Annotated in this window: 3 protein-coding genes; all 3 read left to right on the forward strand. The window is 41.6% G+C overall.

Annotation, left to right across the window (positions count from 1 at the left end; genetic code table 11):
- The first annotated feature begins 103 nt into the window (after positions 1-103).
- Entirely contained in the window at positions 104-2,524 is a 2,421-nt protein-coding gene (gene leuS, locus J5A74_08395) for a leucine--tRNA ligase (protein QUI95396.1), read from the forward strand.
- Between the two features lie 283 nt (positions 2,525-2,807).
- Complete coding sequence (locus J5A74_08400) at positions 2,808-20,852, forward strand: Cna B-type domain-containing protein (protein ID QUI95397.1); 18,045 nt, start codon at positions 2,808-2,810, stop codon at positions 20,850-20,852.
- Positions 20,853-20,965: 113 nt separating this feature from the next.
- Positions 20,966-21,976: a hypothetical protein gene (locus J5A74_08405; protein QUI95398.1), complete on the forward strand. Its 1,011-nt coding sequence runs from the start codon at positions 20,966-20,968 to the stop codon at positions 21,974-21,976.
- Positions 21,977-21,986: the final 10 nt, after the last annotated feature.

Genomic DNA, 21,986 nt, shown 5'->3' on the forward strand with positions numbered 1-21,986 from the left:
CTATATTTTCTTAGTTAAACACCTAAGGAAATACGCAAATGGATCTTGCATCTACAATAGGTGCAAGATCTTTTTGTTTATCAAAAGAATGGGAGGAATGCAAATGGCCACACAATATAATCACAGTGCCGTAGAAAAAAAATGGAGAAAGAATTGGCAGGAGCATCCAATCAATGTAAATGATGGAAAGAAGCCAAAATATTATTGTCTTGATATGTTCCCTTATCCTTCGGGAACAGGTTTGCATGTGGGACATTGGAGAGGATATGTTATTTCAGATGTATGGAGTAGATATCAGATCTTGAAGGGGCATTATGTAATTCACCCAATGGGCTGGGATGCCTTTGGACTTCCTGCAGAAAACTATGCAATTAAGATGGGAACACATCCAGCAAAGTCAACAGCATCCAATATTGCCAATATTAAGAGACAGATCAATGAGATTGCTGCGGTATATGATTGGGATATGGAAGTCAACACAACCGATCCAAAGTTCTATAAGTGGACACAGTGGATTTTTGTCCAGATGTTTAAGAAGGGGCTTGCCTATGAAAAGGAATTTCCAATCAACTGGTGTCCTTCTTGTAAGACAGGTCTAGCCAATGAGGAAGTAGTCAATGGTGCGTGTGAGCGCTGTGGTACCCCGGTGACAAAGAAAAATCTTCGCCAGTGGATGTTAAAGATTACAGAGTATGCCGATCGCCTTCTTGACGATTTGGATACCTTGGATTGGCCAGAAAAAGTAAAGAAGATGCAGGCTGATTGGATTGGAAAGTCCTATGGAGCAGAAGTTGACTTTGCAGTGGATGGAAGAGAGGACAAGATTAAGGTCTACACTACAAGACCAGATACGCTCTATGGAGCAACATTTATGGTACTTTCTCCAGAGCACGCATTGGCAAAGTGCCTGGCCACAGAGGATAATCAAGAGGCAGTAGAAAAATACATCTTGGACGCGTCAATGAAGTCCAATGTCGACCGCATGCAGGCTAAGGAAAAGACAGGTGTATTTACAGGAAGTTATGCCATCAATCCATTAAATGGCAAAAAGACACCAATTTGGCTTTCGGACTATGTATTGGCTGACTATGGTACAGGAGCAATTATGTGTGTACCTGCCCATGACGAGAGAGATTTTGCATTTGCAAAGAAATTTGATCTTCCCATTGTTCAGGTGATTGCCAAGGATGGAAAAGAGATTGAAAATATGCAAGAGCCATACACCGATGCAGCAGGTACAGTGATTAATTCTGGCGAATGGAATGGAATGGAATCAGCAGTGCTCAAAAAAGAGGCACCAGAAATCATTGAAAAGATGGGATTTGGAAAAAAGACCACAAATTACAAGTTAAGAGATTGGGTATTCTCACGTCAAAGATACTGGGGAGAGCCAATTCCAATTATTCACTGTCCAAATTGTGGAAATGTTCCTGTTCCAGAAGATCAGTTGCCACTTCTTCTTCCTGATGTAGAGTCCTATCAGCCAACGGGAACAGGAGAATCACCATTGGCTGCGATTGATGAGTGGGTCAACACGACCTGTCCTTGTTGTGGTGCCCCAGCAAAACGAGAGACAAACACAATGCCACAATGGGCAGGATCGAGCTGGTATTTCCTTCGCTATGTTGATGTTCACAATGACAAGGAATTGGTGTCTAGGGAAAAAGCAGATAAGTATCTTCCAGTGGATATGTATATCGGTGGCGTTGAGCATGCGGTGTTACATCTACTGTATTCAAGATTTTATACAAAGTTCTTGCACGATATCGGTGTCATTGACTTTGAAGAGCCATTTATTAAGCTATTTAATCAGGGAATGATTAATGGTAAAAATGGTATTAAGATGAGTAAATCAAAGGGAAATGTGGTTTCTCCTGATGATTTAGTGAGAGATTATGGTTGCGATGCCTTGAGAATGTATGAACTCTTTGTTGGACCACCAGAGCTTGATGCAGAGTGGGATGACAGAGGAATTGAGGGAGTGTCAAGATTTCTTGGAAGATTCTATAATTTGGTGATGGATTCAAAGGATAAGCGTATCGAAGTGACACCAGAAATGATGAAACTTCGCCATCGCTTAGTTGCAGATATTGAATATCGCTTCCAGTCCTTTAGTTTAAACACCGTGATCGCAGGATTTATGGAGTACAATAACAAATTGATTGATCTTGCAAAGAAGACGGGTGGAATTGATTTAGACACTTTAAAGACATTTATTGTCTTGATTGCTCCATTTGCACCTCATATTGGCGAGGAGTTGTGGGAGGCTGTCGGAGAAAAGGGCAGTGTGTTCCATGCACAGTGGCCAGAGTTCGACGAAGAGGCCATGAAAGACGATGAGATTGAAATTCCTGTTCAGATCAATGGAAAGACCAAAGTGACCGTGAGTGTTCCAGCAGAGATTGCAAAGGATGAGGCGCTCGCTGCAGGAAAGAAGGCACTTGAAGAAGCGGGAAAGCTTGAAGGCAATATTGTCAAGGAAATTTATGTTCCAGGAAGAATTATTAATTTTGTAGTAAAATAGGAATAATTATTGATTTTTATGAGTACAAAGAAACAAAATTTGTTCTTTGTACTCTTTTTTTTATGGCAATATAGATTACATAATTTTTTTGTGATATAATATAGTCGTCCTATAATATCTTTTTGAGTTGCCTGTATACATAGTGTAAACTGGCATGAATCTTCGTGATGCAGACAACTTGATGGAAGAACCCAGATATTTCATTAAAGGATCCCAGATTGCTTCACTTAGAAAACTCTTACACATAAGTAGGACGCAGTTAGAAAAAAAAGGAGTTTTTAGAGTGATCGAAGCAAAGAATAAGAATACAATGCGCAGTATAGTAAAGCGTATTGTGGCGATGATACTGGTGGTCTGTATGATACTTACAAGTACAGACTTTTCGGCACTTTGGGGTGGGCCAGCCTTTGCGTACGCAGAGACAGGGGTAGCTACAGCTTCAAATGCCACAGCACCAACGACAGAATTGGGAGGAGAGGAGGTACAAACTCAGACTTTACCGCTGCAACCTTCAACTGAAGAGGGTGAATTAGAGAATAATATGGCGATGGCCACAATGTTGAGTATGTCCCTGATGGCCATACCCAATGTAACTTTTCACACCAGACCAGCAGCGGGTCAATTGGTGGAATCAGGAAATTTTCTCGTACAGGAAACAACAGACGGCGCAGTGATTTGGGGATTTAAGGATGGAGTGACAGACACCACCGTAACCATCCCAGATACAGTTACAGTGAATGGTCACACACTCAATGTTGTAGAGATCGGTGAAGATTCTTTTGCACATGTAAATTTAACTGCGCTTACTTTGGGAAGCAATGTTAAGTTAATTGGAGACAATGCCTTTTCAGGAAATCAAATTTCTAGTTTGACTTTGCCAAATAGTGTAGAGGAAATTGGAACAGATGCTTTTCGAGACAATGCATTGACCACCTTGGACTTAAATCAAGTCAAAGATGTGGGAGAGAGAGCATTTGCCGATAATGATTTGACAACCTTAAATCTTGGATCAGCAATTGAGGGAATTTATGCGGATGCATTCCGCAATAATAACTTAACGAGTGTAGATTTTCCAAATACTTTGCAGGTAGTAGAGCCGGGAGCATTTGGTTATAATCACCGCTATGTGCGTGTGACAACTACAGTGAATCCTCTACCAGTCGGTGTTCCCCAGAAGGATGTCGTCAGTGGCGGATATGGTTATGTAATGAATCCCATTCGTTTGACTGTTGTTCACAAGGACAGCACGACGGGCGAAAAAATTGCTCCAGATGTAGTGATTGAGCCAGATTTAACCAATAATGGTGATATCTATGTAAGGGATATGTTACAGACCTATACAGGTCAGGCAATTCCAAATTACACTCCAGATACCACGGCCAATCCAAACGGAGAGGTAACTTTTACACCAAATAGTGATGACTATACCATTGAAGTCAAGTACACAAAGTTACCAGAGTCTATTTTCTTGACAAGAAACACGGCAGTGCAGCCGAATATTGCACCTTTTACAACAACACCAACAGATGATGATGTAAAAGCAACTCTGTTGAGCTTTATTAAGGCAACAGATGCAAATAATGCAGACTTAAGTTCAAGTGTTGAGTTTGCAGATCCATCGGTAATTGCGACAATTAAGACCGCAGCAGCGGGAACAACCATTCCGGTGGAATATATATTGAGAAATCCAACAACGGGCGAAGAAAAGCGCCTAAAGGTGGATGTCTTAATGGGAACGAATATGAAAGATTTTCCACTCGGAAACGGCTGGGTACTCGGTGACTTCGTCTATGGCGGTGATTCAGGTGTCGGTGGTGGACGAGGTGTTGTACAGGGGCTTTCTCCACAGGGTGTGGCAAAGTACAACGCAGGAAATCATGACCTTATTCTTCCTCACATTAATCCGACAACAGGTGATGCCATCACAGAAATTGGTGCAGGAGTTGTGCCAAGTGGAAGTTTGGCTTTTAAAAAGCTGACACAAGACTTTACTGTGACGGATTATGCAGGCAATATTGAAAGTATTGCAGGTGATGCCTTTAATGACGGAAATGGAAACAATGGAGTGACAAAGGTCAGTTTGCCAAATGTAAAGACCGTAGGGAGGACAGCATTTTTCCGTGCAAGAAAGTTGAGGGAGTTTGACTTTAGCAATGTGGAAACGATCAGAGGGCAGGGGTTTTACGAGACAGGACTTACTTCAGTCAATGCCCCTAATTTGACCACACTCGAAAATGCGGCATTTAGTCTTTCAAAGGTGGGTAGTGACCCAAGCTATCCGCAGGGATTTTATTTTCCTAAATTGACAGTAATTCCACCAAGTACATTTCAAAATGCGAAGCTGACTTATGTCAAAGTTAGTGAGCAGATGCCTCTGGTGACGACGATTGAGAGCAATGCCTTTTTGCAAAATGAGATTCGTTCTGTCGATATCACAGGAGTAACTGCGGTTAGAAGTAGTGCATTTTCAAATCAATCGACGACAAATGGTGGTTTGACTACATTGGTAGCACCCGATTTACAGGACATTGGAAGGGCTGCCTTTGAGGGGAACAGGATTGTCAACCTCGATTTGCCAAGTGCAACCATTGTTCGAGGAACTGCGTTTTACAATAGTGGAACAATAGAAACTTTGAATGCACCAAATTTGCAGGTCTTAGAGAGCGGATATAATTTCTATAACAATAAATTACAGGAGTTAAATTTGCCAAGTCTAATTCGTGCGGAGGGCATTCGAGACTTTGGTATGAATTATATCAAAGAGGTTCACTTTGATGTGGCACAGTCTCTGGGAACAGATATCTTCTATACGCCAGAATGGCCTAGAACCATTACCTCGTCAACGGCGAGAAACCCGGGTCTATCTGCCTATGGTGGAAATATTGTGGTTCATACCAATGGCACAACAGGACTAAGTAGTAAGGAAAATTATATTGTCGATCCTGTGGAAGATGTCAGTGGTGATTTTGATGAAAATGATTTTACTTGGGATGCAGCAGATCCTTCAAGGGTCACAGGACTGACATCTAGAGGTAAGATGAAATTGCTCAACAATGGACGAAATCTTGTGATCCCAAATCGTGCAAAGAAAGTGGGAGCAAATGCGTTCAACAATGAGAACATTTCTAGTGTACGTGCAGATGCGGTTGTCGAAATAGAACGAGAGGGCTTTAATAGCAATCCTTTGAGCAGTGTGATTATGCCTGCCTTGACAACGATTGGAGACCGGGCTTTTTCAAACAATATTTCAAATGCAGGTGCAACAAAGTTACAAAACTTTGATTTTTCGCATGTCACAAGCATTGGAAGGATGGCCTTTTATTCTGCAGGATTATCAGGAAATCTGAATCTTCCACTGTTGACTAGTGTACCAGAGAGTGCATTTACAAATAATACCATTACTTCAGTCAATGCACCAAATTTGACCAGTATTGGACAAAATGGATTCCTTAACAATAGCTTGAGTAGTGTCGATAGTTCGCAATTTCCAGCTTTGACAACGATTGCAGGTGGTGCATTTCAGAACAATCCAGTCAAGAGATTGGATATTCCGGGATTGACACAGATGCAAGGCTCAAATGAGTTTGTATTTAGTGATCTTCGAAACACTATCGAGTGGGTAATTCCATCGGGCACAACCGTTCGGGGTGGCAATACAGCACTTTCAAACAGCACCTTTAATGCCTATACTCCATCTGGTCAGGGAACATATCCTCGTCCGGGAGCTCTTGTCTTTACAAATCCAGTCAATGCAGATGGAACATTGAATCGAAGTAATCCAAAAGGATATACAGAGACCATCAACAGGATTGGAAATGCTAAAGTCAGAAAAGCGGTAATTAATCCAGGTACTATTAAGGTCAATTATCGCATTGAGGGAACGAATGAAAGTTTTGATGGAACATCAGGAAAGCCAAGTGTTCCTGATTACAGAGAGTACATCTATGAGGAGATGGAGCCAAGAGATGCTGCAGGAAATTTTGCAACATCAAGAAAGTATTCTGCAAAATTGATTCCAGGCTATGCACTGGTTAGTTCAACAGATACGACAGGAAGCAATGTGGCAGGAAGAAGTGATATCAATGTTCCATTTGAGCCAGATGGTTCAAGAACAGACCGAGAAATCACATTTATCTACAAGAAATTGGAGATGAATGTTGACCCATCATTAAAGCTTGATTTTGATTTACAGAAAAATTCTTCTTCACCAAAGAAGAAGGAAGAGACTTATCAGGCTTCGGGTAATCTATTGCCAATTATTCCAACCGTATTTTCATTGAATAAGATTGGAAGCAATAATATTCCATTGCAAAATGCAAAGTTGATCATTACTTTTGATTCTCCATACATTGATGCGACAAAGACAGTTGTAGCCAATGATGCAGCGACAGCGACTTTATACAATCCAAGTGGAGTGCGACTCTTGCCAAATGGCGTGGAGATTTCTCTAAAGAATGCCACAACATTGAGTGCAGTCAACGATGTTCCGATTAACTTCTACTACAAGACAGGTGAAGTTCCAGATGGAGCACAGGCCCATTTTAATATTGTGTTACAAAATACCATCAATGGAGAGCTAAAGACGGTAGCACAAGGTACAACTTTGACGACAACGGCAAAGATTGAAAAGCCAAAAATTAGATTGTATGCTGAGCCACTGTCTCCAGATTACAATTATACGAATCGAGGAATGGACATTGATGGACCGAGACATTTTGGTACAGTATCCCTTTCATCATCGGGAGTAAAATATGTTTCTGACCCAACAGTGGTTAGTTACCGTTATTTTATGTCACCAGTTTCTCAACCAATAAAGAGTTATTCATTGAAGCAGGAGGTTCCAACATATACGGCCTATGATCCTGCGACAAACACAACATCTACAAAGCGTGCAGTCTTTGATCCTGCACTTAATTCAGGATGGGAATTGCAATCCGATGGTGTGACTTTGGTGTATACAAAGGAATTGAATCAGACGACAGCAAGATCACTCAACTTTAATGAGATGCCATCGTTGAAGTTTACTTTCCCGAATATCCAGACAGATAAGCCGGTGTATGAAAAAGTGGATTTGTCCGTCACAGACCAAGATGATCCTATCAATCCAGATACACCGACTATGCAGTATGCTGCGAGCGATGACATTACCATTTATCCAATTGGGAGTTTTCGAACTTGGACGGGTAGAGAGTATATCTATGAAAAACTTGCTGCTGGTTCACCTCGCCTTATAGGAAATTTGACCACAATCTATGACACACCGGACGATCGAACAAAGGATATTTCTTACGAAACTTACTTTGCGGCGACCAATCAGACGATGGATGTCAAAAATGTGTCGATGATTGACTATGACTTGGATGATAGACTCTATTATAAGAGAATTGAGTTTACACAGTCAGCGACAGCTGCGGGTAATCGTCACGCAAGAATTACGGCCTATAAGAAATTGGGCAGTATTGTCAATCCGACCAGTGACCGTGTAATTTTGGATCAGGAAGTTCCAATTAGTACAGGTACGGGGGTGGATATTCCAAGGAATGATGTAGATTATATCAAGATTTCCATTGTGGAGACGGACACAGCACCACTGGATACTACCATTGTGGCAAAGGTGTGGGCTGGTGTTAAGGATCCTTCGACAAAGTTATTGTCTGGAGGAAGACCAGATTATTTAAAAAACCATGCCTACTTTATTGCCAATACCTATGCAAAGGGCACGGATCGCTTGACGAGAGCAAAGGTAACCGATCCAGAGTTTGCAGGGTTTGATGCAAACTTGGTTGGAAAGGAGGATGCGTCTGTCTATATTCAGCCATTCCTTTCAAAGATTAGCTTGGTCAAGGGATTACAAGATCGAACTGTACCTCTGTCCTACGAGAGTTATCCCGATTACTCTAGTGGAGATACCGCTCTTGGTGGTCAGACGGGATACTACCATATTAGCTTACAGAGCGAAGTTGGCGGAGTATACAATACGCCTTTGACCGATGTGTTGAAAAACTTTGAAATCTATGATGTCTTACCAGATGGATTGGAACTCAATGAAAGTGATATTCAGCTTGATCCCCAATTTGTTCGTGCAGGTGGTCATATGGAAGTCATTGGTCGCTATCAGACCATTGAAGATGGCACAGCAGTAACTCGCCGTGCAATTCGTTTTTATGCAGATCGCTTGGATTTGAAGCAATATACGAATTACTACTATCCAGTGGCACATATTAAGTCCAAAGTACTTGGGGATTCTCTGGCGGAAAAATTAGTTAACAGGGCCTATATGCACTGGGACCCACAAGAAAATGTAGAGCTCAATGGCAATGTGCGTCGCACAAAGCCAAATGGACAGACGGACACACAGGATTGGGGCTATGCAGAAGTTCCTATTAAAATAAAGAAGGCTTCGGCACTTTCAGGAAAATTGGAAATTCGAAGAAGAACCGATTATATGTGGACGAATTCTATTTTTACAGAGTCAGAAGAGCCATTTGATTATCGAATGACGGTGTCTCAGTTGGACAGAAATTCAGGATCGGGAAATTACGGCGGCGTAGAGCTTGTCAATATCTTTCCAGGTCAAAATGATGTGCAACAGAGTAAATCAGGACCTAGAAATAGTGATTTTAGCAATACATTTGACACTAGTCGTCTGTCAGATATTCGTGTGTATACCACGGATGCCAATGGGGTGGAGACGACGCTTGATCCATCAAAGTACACATTGAGTTATCTCAATACCAATAGTGGAGCAGATACACTTTTAATTGGTGATACCGTGGACACTTTGGCAGACAATTTGAGTCGGTGGTCTTCAACGCCAGCATCCAATACAAAGGCGATGAAGGTCAAATTGGATCGAAACTTTATTCTTCCATACGGTCAGAAACTGCAAATCGAAGTGCCAATGAAGGCACCAAGATTAAGTGGTGTCAATGACACATTGGTTGACAAAAAGGCTGTGGATTCTTTCTCTCTTCGCTACTATGCGACAGGTGCAACAACACCGGAACACTTTAGAGAGGTCAATAATGTTCAAAACATTATGGCGATACAAAAGGGAACATTGCACTTTAAAAAGTATGGTCGAGTGGGAAAGACAACACCAGACAATCAGGCACAGCCACTAGAAGGTGCGACCTTTGAAGTCCGAGATATGACAAGCAATGCGTTATACTATGCAACTTCAGATAGCAATGGTGTCGTTACAGTCAAAGATCTCGATGTTCGCCACAGTGTGGTAATTCGGGAGGTTACTGCTCCAGATGGCTATATGAGGTCCGGAAATACGATTTTAGTCAATTTGACACAGTATTTAAAGGCGGACAACAATTTTGAGGATACATTGCCAGATTCCATGACACTTCGTCCATTTATGAATACTAAGCCAGTGGAAGGCTCATTAAAGATTGTGAAAAGGACGGTTGATCCAAGTGTCAATCTTCCATTTGTCAGCTTTAATATTAAGGGAACTACAGGCGGAGCGTATTCGAATACGGATGTCAATATGAATGTATCGACTGGCACAGATGGAACGGTGACAGTCAATCATCTTCCAGAGGGAAATTACAGCGTAAAGGAGATTGCAAGTTCTGCAAATCTTCGCTTTACCGATGTATCGACAAAGAATGTCACTGTCGATGCAAGCAATACAAGCTTGAGCGTTGAATTTACCAATGAAAAGATGCAGGTGCCATTTAGAAAAGTCATCACAAAAAATGCAAATGATTTAGATCCAAGTCAGTGGGATAAGTTGACAGATTTCCAAAAGGAAAAGATTGCAGGTTATCGCTTTAAGGTGACTGATGAAAGTGGTCATTCTGTATATACAGGAAATACAGATGCAAATGGTGAGGTTATTTTAGGTAATTTAAAGCCAAATGTTGTCTACACTGTTACTGAGGAGGCCACTCAAGCCAGCCCTCAAGTCAATTTGTATCAGCACAATACCAATTCCTATAAGTTTAAACTTTCGCCAACAGGTAAGCTATTAAATCCAGATAATGGCAATGTGTTTATGCAAAGTGCATTGAATTTCCCGAATATGCCAAAAAATATTAAGGGAAAGATTGTCGTCAATAAGACAGATGATCAGGCCAGAGCACTTGTAGGAGCAAAGTTTGAGCTATTTAAGGTAACTTATGCGGCGGATGGAAGTGTGGCTTCGATTACTTCCACTGGACAGGTCTCTACGACATTGCAAAATGGAGCGAGAGCACAGGCGGTATTTGACCAACTAGAGCCAGGAAGTTATCAGGTAAAAGAGGTCGCAGCACCGGGAGGATTTTATCTTTCCACAACACCGATTGCCTTTAATGTGACAATTCCAAGCACAGCACCAGCCAATGCGTCTACAGATGCAAGATATAATTTGTCAGGAAATGATATTGTGTATACACATACACAGGATGTTTCTAACAAATCAGTAAAGGTTGATGCCATCAAGGGAGAAGATCTGGAAGGATATATCAATGTTCCGACAGCACAGGCCCAAAGCTATGTCAATGCCCATGCAGGATATAAGCTTCGCTCTACAGGCGATGGTCTGGCTACAGTATATAAGCCATTGGCTGGAGTTGTATTTGAACTCTATGAGACCAATAATGGTGTCAAAGTAGGAAGTGCCATTCCAATCAATGGAAATACCGATATTGTCAGCGATGCCAGTGGAAAGTTGAATTTAAACTATCCATTTGATCAGGATAAGGAATATTCCATTTTTGAGAAGACTGCCCTTTCAGGATATGAAAGAATGTTATCTCCAAAGACCTTTCGAATTGCAACTGAGGCAACAAGACCGGGATTTGATGGAACAATTTCCATCTATATGAACAACAAAAAGTATGTGGGAAGTATTTTGGTCTCTAAATACGATTCGTTGACAAGAAGACCACTTGGTGGTGCAAAGTTTAGATTGTATTCTGGACATGGTGCAATTGCAGCGGATTCCTCGGGATATATCAAGGAAGTGGAATCGGGAGCAGATGGTTTTGCTTTCTTTGGCAATTTACCACTTGGTGATTATACTGTGCGAGAGATTACCGCACCGACAGGTTATCGGGAGCCTTTAGTTACTGCTCGAGACAAACAATTTAGTATCACCCAGCAAAACCTTAACCTCAGTTATATTGTCTATAACACAAAGGTGAAGGATATCAAGGTGACAAAGACCTGGACGGGAGGTTCAGAGGCCAGTGTACAAGTGAGATTGATGCACAAAGCCAGCAATGAAACTTCATTTACACCAGTAACAGGCAATGTTTTGATTGAAACAACGCCAGCAACGACGGCAGCAGATGGCAGTGTAACTTTGCAAACAGCAGCAGATGGCAGTGTGCCAGAGCTGACATTTAAGGATGTACCACTGGCCAATGACAGTGGACGAGAGTACACCTATGAAGTTCAAGAAGTCAGTGTAACGGCAGCGGATGGTACGGTTACCTCCGTAGTCAATAGCCAGATTGGCAATGATTACAATGTCTTAATTGGTGGCGACATTACCAATGGATTCCACATCCAGAATGTGGCAAAAGATGATAGCAAAAAGAGTGTAATGGTATCGAAGAAGTGGCAATGGGCTGATGGTAGCACAACTCCTCTTTTAAACAGCCGAGTTGTGGTAGCTTTGATGCAAAAGGTGGGCAGCAATGCGCCAACGGAGATTCGACGACAGAATTTGGATGCAAGCAACAATTGGACTGCAAACTTTACTGGTCTTGAGAGCCGAATTGGCGGTCAGGTGGTAAATTATTCTGTTATAGAATTGAGTGATACTACAGGATTTCATAGTTCTGTTGTGGAAGATGTGGCACAAAGAACTGCAAATTCCAATGTATTTAAGATCACAAATGAAGCCATTAAGCGTCAAGAAATTCGATTCACAAAGAATTGGGTTGGTGTGGATCCAAGCCGAGCACCAAGTGTTGTGTTGAAGCTATATGATAGTCAAAATATGACGACACCACTCTTTACACAGCCAGTGACTTTGCAAAGTGATGGTTCTTATCAGGCCATCTTTACGAATGTGCCAAGTTATGCCTACAGTGTAGAAACAAATCCGCTACTTGCAGCGACAGATCCACAGAGTGCAAAAGTTGTGGCAAGGAAGATTCAATATGTAGTTCGTGAGGAGTTTGCCGATGGACAGACCAGAGCAGGTTACACCAATACGACAACATTGGACGATGCAGCATTTGCAAATTACAGCACAAATGCGAACATTGCCAATAACTTAAGTTTTGATGTGACCAATACAATGGAGCAAAAGTCCATTACAGTAAAGAAAAAGTGGACAGGAGTTGACATCAGTCAGGCACCAAATGTTGAGGTGGAATTGATGGATGAAACTCCAGGTTATACTCCAGTATCTGTAGGTCGTCAGACATTGTCCTATAATACGACAGATCCTTCGTCGAGCTTTACATATACTTATGCAAATCTGCCAAAGTATAAGCCAGATGGAATTACTGAGATTACCTATACAGTAAAGGAAAATACAACACTTGATGGCTATGATGTCAATGTTGGTACAATGGAGCAGGATGCATCCAATGCAACTCACTTTAGTGTAGAGATTACCAATGCAAGAAAGACAAAAAATATCGACATTAAGAAGCAATGGGATCAGCCAGAGGAGAGTTTTAGTGGATCAAATGCCAATACACCAGCTGTTCGTGTTGACATCTATGCAGATACAACCAATGATGGTGTAGTCAATCCGACACCGTATACTCAGACAGGAGTTCAAACGAGTGGCATTGTTTTGGATGGAACAAATCAATATCGAACAATCATCAATGGTTTGAGTGAGTATACTGCGGATGGACAGACAAAGATTCAATACTATGCGAAGGAAGTTCCAGTGCAAGGGTATACTGCACCAGTAAATACTTCGGTGGCTAGTGGAACTGATGGACAGGGACTAATTGCACTTAGCGATGTTTCTGGTGTACTTTCGGGAACATTCATTAACAAGAGAGAACGAATTGATTTGGATGCAACTGTCATTTGGAATGGTATGAATTTATATACCCCAGCAGAACGCACAAATTTACCAGTTCCTCATGTAGATGTGTATGATATGACCGATCCAACCAATCCAAAACTTGTGCGTGAAAATGTGCCAATGACTCTCCAAGAGGACTTGACACATACCGATCGTTCGAGATGGACGGCAAGTATGAGCGATCTTCCAAAGTACACAGCTGATGGTCAGACAGCGATTGTCTACAATGTAGTGCAGAGGGAGCGATATAATGGTTATACGACAACCGAAAACACAGATCCTCAAGATCGAAGCGGAACGGTACTCAATATTCGTGATGCAAGTGGAAATGTCATCACCAATCGAGCACAGACAACACCTGCACTGGCCACGGTGACGCATTGGCATGCCGACATTGTCAATACACCAAAGACAAGAGACATTACAGTGAATAAACACTGGGAAGGTACGCCAGGAAATAGTGCACAGGTTTATCTGACTAGAGAGGGTGTAAGAATCAATGGTGATGCGACACAGCCAGGATCAACACCACAAGCTGTGACATTAAATGCAGCAAATCATTGGACACACACATTTAGTGGAATGCCAGTGAGCAAAATTGATGGCAGTGGAGATTACACTTACAATATTGAGGAAGAAAACATTGTCAATTATGAACAAAGTATCCACAGTAGTTTCGTGGCCAATACTAATTCAGCTTTGCCGAGCAATATTGTCTTTGATGTGACCAACACATTTAAGACCATAGACATTACGGTGAAGAAAAATTGGGTGGGTGTGGCAGAAAGTGATGCACCAGCGGTGACTTTACAATTGATGGATGTGACAAACCCAACCGCACCAGTTGCAGTAAGTGGGGTAACAGCGACACTGAACAGTGCAAATCACTTTACAGCAGTTTTGAATGATTTGCCGAAGTTTAAGTCAGATGGCACAACACGCATTCAATATGCTGTGCAAGAGCCAAGTATGCCAGGCTATCAATTTAGTACTTCTACGACTTATTCTGATGCTGCACAGACAGATGCACCATTTGGTACAGCTGTAATTCATGCGACAAATACCAGACTAAAGCAGGAAGTGAAAGTGACAAAGAACTGGGTTGGTGTAGATCCAGCAAATGCACCAAGTGTTGTGGTTGAGCTTATGGATGTGACCAATGCAGCTAGTCCAATTTCTTTGGGAACAAAGACATTGAGCTACAGTGCAAATCCATCAGATAGCTTTAGTGCAGTATTTGATAATCTTGACAAGTACAAGGCTGATGGTGTGACTGAGGTCAAGTATGCGGTTAGGGAGAATACAAATCTTCCAGAATATGATACACAAATTGGTGTAGTCAACACCGTTGATGCGACACATAAAGAGGCGACGATTACCAATACCTACAAGACAGTGGATGTTCATGTGGATAAGACATGGACAGATGTAGCACTTACGGATGCTCCTGAAGTGACATTGCAGCTTGTCGATGTCACAGATCCAAATGCACCAGTGGATGTGGTAGGAAAGAGTCTAACGCTCAACAATGCAAATCACTTTGCAGGAGATTTTAGCGATCTTCCAAAATATAAGTTGGTAGCGGGTGCAGCAGTGGAGATTCAATACAGTGTAAAGGAGACTCCACAACTTGCGGGATATCAATTTAGTGTCAATACAGTGAATTCAGCTTCACCAACAGCGACAGCACCATATGGTAGCGTCACGGTGACAGCAAACAATAGCAGAGTAAAGCAAGAAGTGAAGGTGACAAAGAACTGGACAGGTGTCAATCCAACAAGTGCTCCTAGTGTAGTTGTTGAACTTATGGATGTCACTGATACAGCAAATCCAATTTCTTTGGGAACAAAGACATTGAGCTATAATGTAAATCCAGCGCTTAGCTTTACAGATACATTCTCCAACTTAGACAAATATAAGGCGGATGGTGTGACGGAAGTTCAATATGCTGTCAAGGAAAATAATCAAACTGATGGTTATCAGACAAGCATTAGTGCCGTGCGTACAGATGATGCGACGCATAAGAGTGCAGAGATTACAAATGTCAGAGTTTTAAAGCAAATTGCAATTGCAAAAACTTGGGATATGGCTCCAGAAATTTATGCAGGATCTTCTGCCAATACGCCGCCAGTGACGGTCGATATTTTGGCAGATACAACTGATGATGGCGTAGTTAATCCAACGCCATATACACAGACAGGCATTCAAACAAGTGGTATTGTGCTCAATCGTGCTAATCAATATCGCATGACATTGACAGGCCTCAATGCGTATACTGATGATGGAGTGACAAAAATTAAGTACTATGTCAGAGAGCATGCACTTCAAGGTTATACAGGTCCAACTGATCCGACAGCAACATCCATTGCCGATGGAACAGGACGACTGATGCTCATTGAAGATGCACAGGGAGTACTTGCAGGTGATATTGTCAATACACAGGATGTCATTGATCTTGATGTTGTGTTGAATTGGCATGATTTGGATATTTATCCAACTTCTGAGCTGGCAAATCTTTTGGTGCCAACCGTGGATGTGTACGATCGAACTGATCCAACCAATCCAAAACTTGTGCGTGCCAATACGCCTATGCAACTTGTGGAAGACACAACAGTGCCAGGTAGAGTGCGCTGGACTGCAGATATGACTCGTCTTCCAAAGTATACAGCCGACGGAACGAAGGCAATTATCTATGATGTTGTACAGCACAGCCCAATCAATGGCTATACGACGACACAGAAGACAGATCCATTCAATGGCACAACACCAATTTCAATTCGAAATGCCAATGGTGAAGTGATTGATGATCCAACACAGACAACGCCATTGCTCTCTAATGTGACGATTTGGCATGGTGTGATTGATGAGACACCAAAGACAAGAGAAGTGAGTGTGACAAAGACTTGGCAGGGAGCAATACAAAGTCAGGCCAATGTCTACTTGACAAGAAATGGCTCGAGAATAAATGCCGACCCAACACAGGCAAATCATCCAGCGGTTCCAGAGACACTTTCTGCAACAAATGGTTGGGCACATACTTTTGTGCGTCTACCAGTGACAAGTATTGATGGAACTACAGATTACAACTATGGTGTGGAGGAGGTGGCCATTCCAGGTTACACACCACAGGTGACAAGAACTACTTCGCCAAGTGGAATAACAGGGGTTGACAATCTTCATTTTGCTATTCACAATACACAGCAAAGTGTGGATGTGACCGTGCAAAAGAATTGGTCAGGTGTCAATGTAAATGATGCACCAAGTGTTCAAATGCAATTGATTGATAATACAGATCCAACCAATCCAATCACTCTTACTGGATTGGTGACAACATTGGATCACACCAATAACTTTACAGCAGAGTTTAATGATCTTCCAAAGTTTAAGGCCGATGGAACGACAAGAATTGAGTATTCGGTTGTAGAAGTGAATACAATGCCAGGCTATACCTTTAGTGTGGCGACAACCAATAGTGATGCACCAACAGTGACATCACCAGATGGAACCGTGAGCATTGTGGCAACAAATACAAGGGTTACCCAAGAAGTAAAGGTGAATAAACAGTGGGTTGGAGTGGCAGATAGTACAGCTCCAAGTGTCAATGTGGAGCTTTTGGATGTTACAAATCCAACTTCACCAATTTCACTTGGAACAAAGCTTTTGAGCTACAATGCCAATACAGCACAAAACTTTACGGATGTCTTTACAAACTTGCCAAAGTACAAAGATGATGGTGTGACAGAGATTCACTATGAAGTGAAGGAAGTTAGCCCACTTCCAGAGTATGAGGTCAATGTATCGGCGGTGACAGATGTGGATGCAAGTCACAAGACGGCAACGATTACAAACACCTATAAGACAGTAGATATTCATCTAACAAAGTCTTGGGTAGGAGTGAACACAGCAGATGCACCAGCAGTGACGATGCAACTAGTTGATGCAACAGATGCAAATCATAAGGTAGATGTTGCAGGAAAGACAGTGACTTTAGATGCAAATAATGGATTTGCTGCAGACCTTACGGATTTGCCAAAGTATAAGAGTGATGGAACAACGAGAATTCTCTATGAGGCAAGAGAGGTCAATGCTTTGCCGGGTTATACCTTTGCAATGCAGTCTACATTTGACGACACACCAGTGTTGCCAGATGCACCATTTGGTACAGTAAATATTGCAGCAACGAACACAAGGCGTAAGCAAGAAGTCGCTGTACAAAAGAATTGGACGGGTGTGGATACATCAGAAGCACCGAGTATTGAAGTAGAACTTTTGGATATTACCGATGCTGCTCATCCAATTTCTCTGGGCACAAAGACATTAAGTTACAATACAAATCCAGCACAAAACTTTAAGGATGTGTTTACTAATCTTGAAAAGTATAAGGCGGATGGTGTGACAGAAGTCCAATATGCGTTGAGAGAAAATACACAATTAGATGGTTATGCTTCAAACAGTAGTAGTGTCATTACTATTGATGATGAGCATAAGAGTGCAAGCATTGATAATGTACGTAAGACAAAGAATATTCGAATTGCTAAGATTTGGAATATGGCACCAGAGATTTATTCTGGTTCGGCAAACGATACGCCTCCAGTAGTTGTCGACATCCTTGCGGATACAAACAACAGTGGAAATCCGATGCCATATACACAGGCAGGAGTAAATACAACAGGAATTGTTTTAAGTGCAGCAAATAGCTATAACCTGACGATTTCAGGTCTCAATGAGTATGCAAGTGATGGTCATACGAAAATTGTGTACTATGCGAGAGAGAGATTGATGCAAGGCTATACAGCACTCAATTCAGGTCAGATTTTACTCACCGAAGATACCAGTAATCAATATGCAGGAGATATTGTCAATACACAGGATGAGATCAATTTAAATGTTGTCTTAAATTGGCATGGTCTTGATCGCTATCCAGCGTCAGATCTTAGCAACCTTCCAGTGCCACATGTAGATGTCTATGATCGCACAGATCCAGCAAATCCTAAACTTGTACGAGAGAATACGCCAATGCGACTGGAAGAAGATCCAACTGTACCAGGTAGAGCAAGATGGGTAGCCAATATGGATCATTTGCCAAAGTACACCTCAGATGGTACAAAGGCTATTATCTATGATGTAGTACAAAGGGAAAACTATCCTGGATATCACACTGAGCAGATCACCAATCCAACAGATGGCTCTGGAAATATCATTTCCATTCGTGATGGTGCGGGAAATGTGATTACTGACCCAACAGTGACTACGCCGAGATTGAGCAATGTCACCACATGGAAAGCTGTGATTGACGAAACACCTCGTCTTCGCGATATGAAGGTTGTCAAGAGTTGGGAGGGAAGCATTGAACAAAGTGTACAGGTATATTTGACAAGAAATCACACACGCATTAGTGCTGACCCTACACAGGCTAGTATTACGCCGGTGGAGATTTCAGAGCACACACCTGGACAGAGTGATGACTGGAGCTATGTATTTAGAGATTTGCCATATTGGATGATTGATGGTCAAACTGTAGCAGATTATGGCATTGAAGAAGTTCAAATTCCAGGCTATGTACAGACCTTACAAGTGGTAGAGGACGGTCAAAATCTTTTGGCAAAGCTACATAATAAGCGAAGTATCATAGACATTACAGCGAAGAAAAAGTGGAATGACCATTCCGATGCTCTTTCCCTTCGTCCAAACAGCGTAGATTTTACATTGACGAGAACAACACAGAATAACCCATTACCTGAGCTTGTGCAGACACAGACCTTATCGGGAACAGGCGATGAGTGGAGCTATACATTTAGTCAATTGCCTGAGTTTGATCACAATGGTGATCGCTACATCTACAAGGTAGAGGAAGTTGTCGTGCCTCAGTTAAACAATTATCAGGCACACAATGAAAATGATACGACGATCACAAATGATGTGGTGACAAGATCGATTCCAATTCGGACAGTTTGGGTGGACAATAGCAATGAGCACAAATTGAGACCTTCAGGTAACAAGATTGAACTGATTCGCACATTGCCAAATGGTTCGAAAGAAGTGGTAAAGGTGGTTGAAAATCCACCAGGAACTTCAGGAAATACTTGGAACAATGTCGTTGAGAATATGCCAAAGTACGATCGAGATGGAAATCCATACACATATAGCATTCGACAATATGATGAGAATGGACTTAGAAATTACGATACAACATATTCAAACGATGGGGATACCTTAGTGGTGACCAATGTCTTTAGAACGATTTCTGTTCAAGGACAAAAAATTTGGAACGAGCTAGGAAATGGTGCCCGACCAACATCTGTTGCGGTTGATTTGTACCGTTCAGACGATCCAAGTCATGTATATCGCAGCACAAATATTAGTGCAGAGAATGCAAGCAGTGCAACAACTTGGGGATATCAATTTGATAATCTTCCACAATACGACCAAAATGCAGTACCATTTGAGTATAGCGTTAAGGAGCACAGTGCACCGAAGTACTATGAAAGTAGTGTCGTTGGTATGGATATTACCAACACCTATCATCCAGAGCCAGTAGATTTTAACTTTGCTTTAAAGAAGTTAATTTTAGCTAGACGAATTGGATTGGATACTTTCCATTTTGTGATGCAAGGTGTCGATGGTGCACCAATGCCAAGCGGTGCAATCAATGGTGAGATTCGATTGAGTGGAATCAATGGTGTTCATAACTTTGGTGATGTGACCTATTCTCATGTGGGGCAATATGTCTATCGCTTCTATGAAGAGGCTGGCACAAATCAAAAGTTTACTTATGATACTTCTATTTTGACGATGATTGTCAATGTGACCGATGTTGATGGAAAGTTACAAACAGGTTATCGAGTGACTAGAGAAAAAGACGGTCAGGTGATTGACGAGGGAGGCAAGTTGGAAATCAAGAATATCTATCACTATGATGGAGATTCTGATGAGATTGGTGGAGGATCTGGAGGTTCTGGAAATTCAGGATCTAGTAGTGGTGGTTCAAGTACGACCAAATTGATTGAAAGGGAGAAAAATCAAACTTCCAATCAGGTGGCCAAAGATAAATCTAATCCAGAGGAGAAGGTGACGCTTGAAGAATCGAAAGATCATCAAAAAGATCCTGATCAACCAAATCGAGGAGAAGATAAGTCAACTTCATCAAAGACTTCGTCCAATACTTCAGCAAGTTCTGATCAGGTGGCGAAGAAGAAAAAGAAGAAATTTGGTATTCCAAAGACTTCGGATGCTTTTAACTTTATTCCTTGGGCAATTTTCATTGTCATTGGACTTGTTCTTTTGGTTATTGTACTGATAAAGAATAGGAAAAATAAGGAGAAGAAGTAGAATTTTTAGCCAAAATAGTGGGAGTCGATGGTGCATTCATTGCATCATCGGCTCTTTTCTATATTTACAAATTATGCTATATTGGTAACATAACAAAATAGAAGGAGTTTGGGATGAGCATAAAGCATTGGGGGCGAAAGTTTGCTATTTTTTTTGCCATTGTGGTTGCAATTGTATTGCGATTTTCGCCAATAGAAAAGCAGGTAGGGGAAGCACCGCTGCCAAAAGTTGAAGAATCATTAAAGAGTGAGCAGGTTAAAAAAGAAGTTGGATTGAGTGTGACTAGCCTTTCTACAGATACATTGGAGTTGGATGATCATGCAGAGCGCTTTTTTGATCGAATTCGTGTGAAGTTTGAAGCAAATCATACTAACGGATATTCTAGTATACAAGTTACCTATAAAATAGACGAACATTTGGAGCCGGATCTGGATGCATTGGATGAAATGCAGTTACAAAGTATGCGTTACAATGTGAAAAACGATAGTGTGACAAAGCGAGAGGTTTTAGACAGTGATTTATTTGATATTCGCTGGGATGGAGAGAAGAATGAGTTTACACTTTCGACAGATCAACTGGAACTTTTAGGGAAGTTTTATGAAGCAGAGGAAGGATATGTAAGGTATCTAGATATTATTTTGCCAATGAGAATAAAGAGTGAGGATGTGGTTGAAAGTGGAACATATTCGGATGAAGCTAAGGTCATTATTAATGGCGATGAGCAGTATCAATCCAACCCAACAACTGTACATTTGGCTGAAAATCCAAAAAAGAATATTAACATTACAGCAAGGGTACATTGGCAGTCAGAGCTTAAGCAAGCCTTCCCTATGGTAGTTGAATTGCATAGAAGGACAGATGAAGGAAGAGATGAAATTGTAAAAAAGAAGATTTTTAGGGTAAAAAATCCAGTCACCATTGCAAAAGATGCAAGAGAATACACTTGGAAGGATATGCCACGCCTTGATGACGAGGGGCATCTATATGTCTATTATGTGAAGGTTTTAAAAATTGGAGACGATGTGGTTCGCGATGGTTTAGCTGGAGACATTGTAGTTAAGGAAAAGGGACTCAATATTATGAATAGTATAAAGGAGAAAACAGGTGGAGATTCGACTCAGTGACATCGTAGAT

Source organism: Lachnospiraceae bacterium oral taxon 096 (assembly GCA_018141845.1).
Taxonomy (GTDB): Bacteria; Bacillota; Clostridia; order Lachnospirales; family Lachnospiraceae; genus F0428.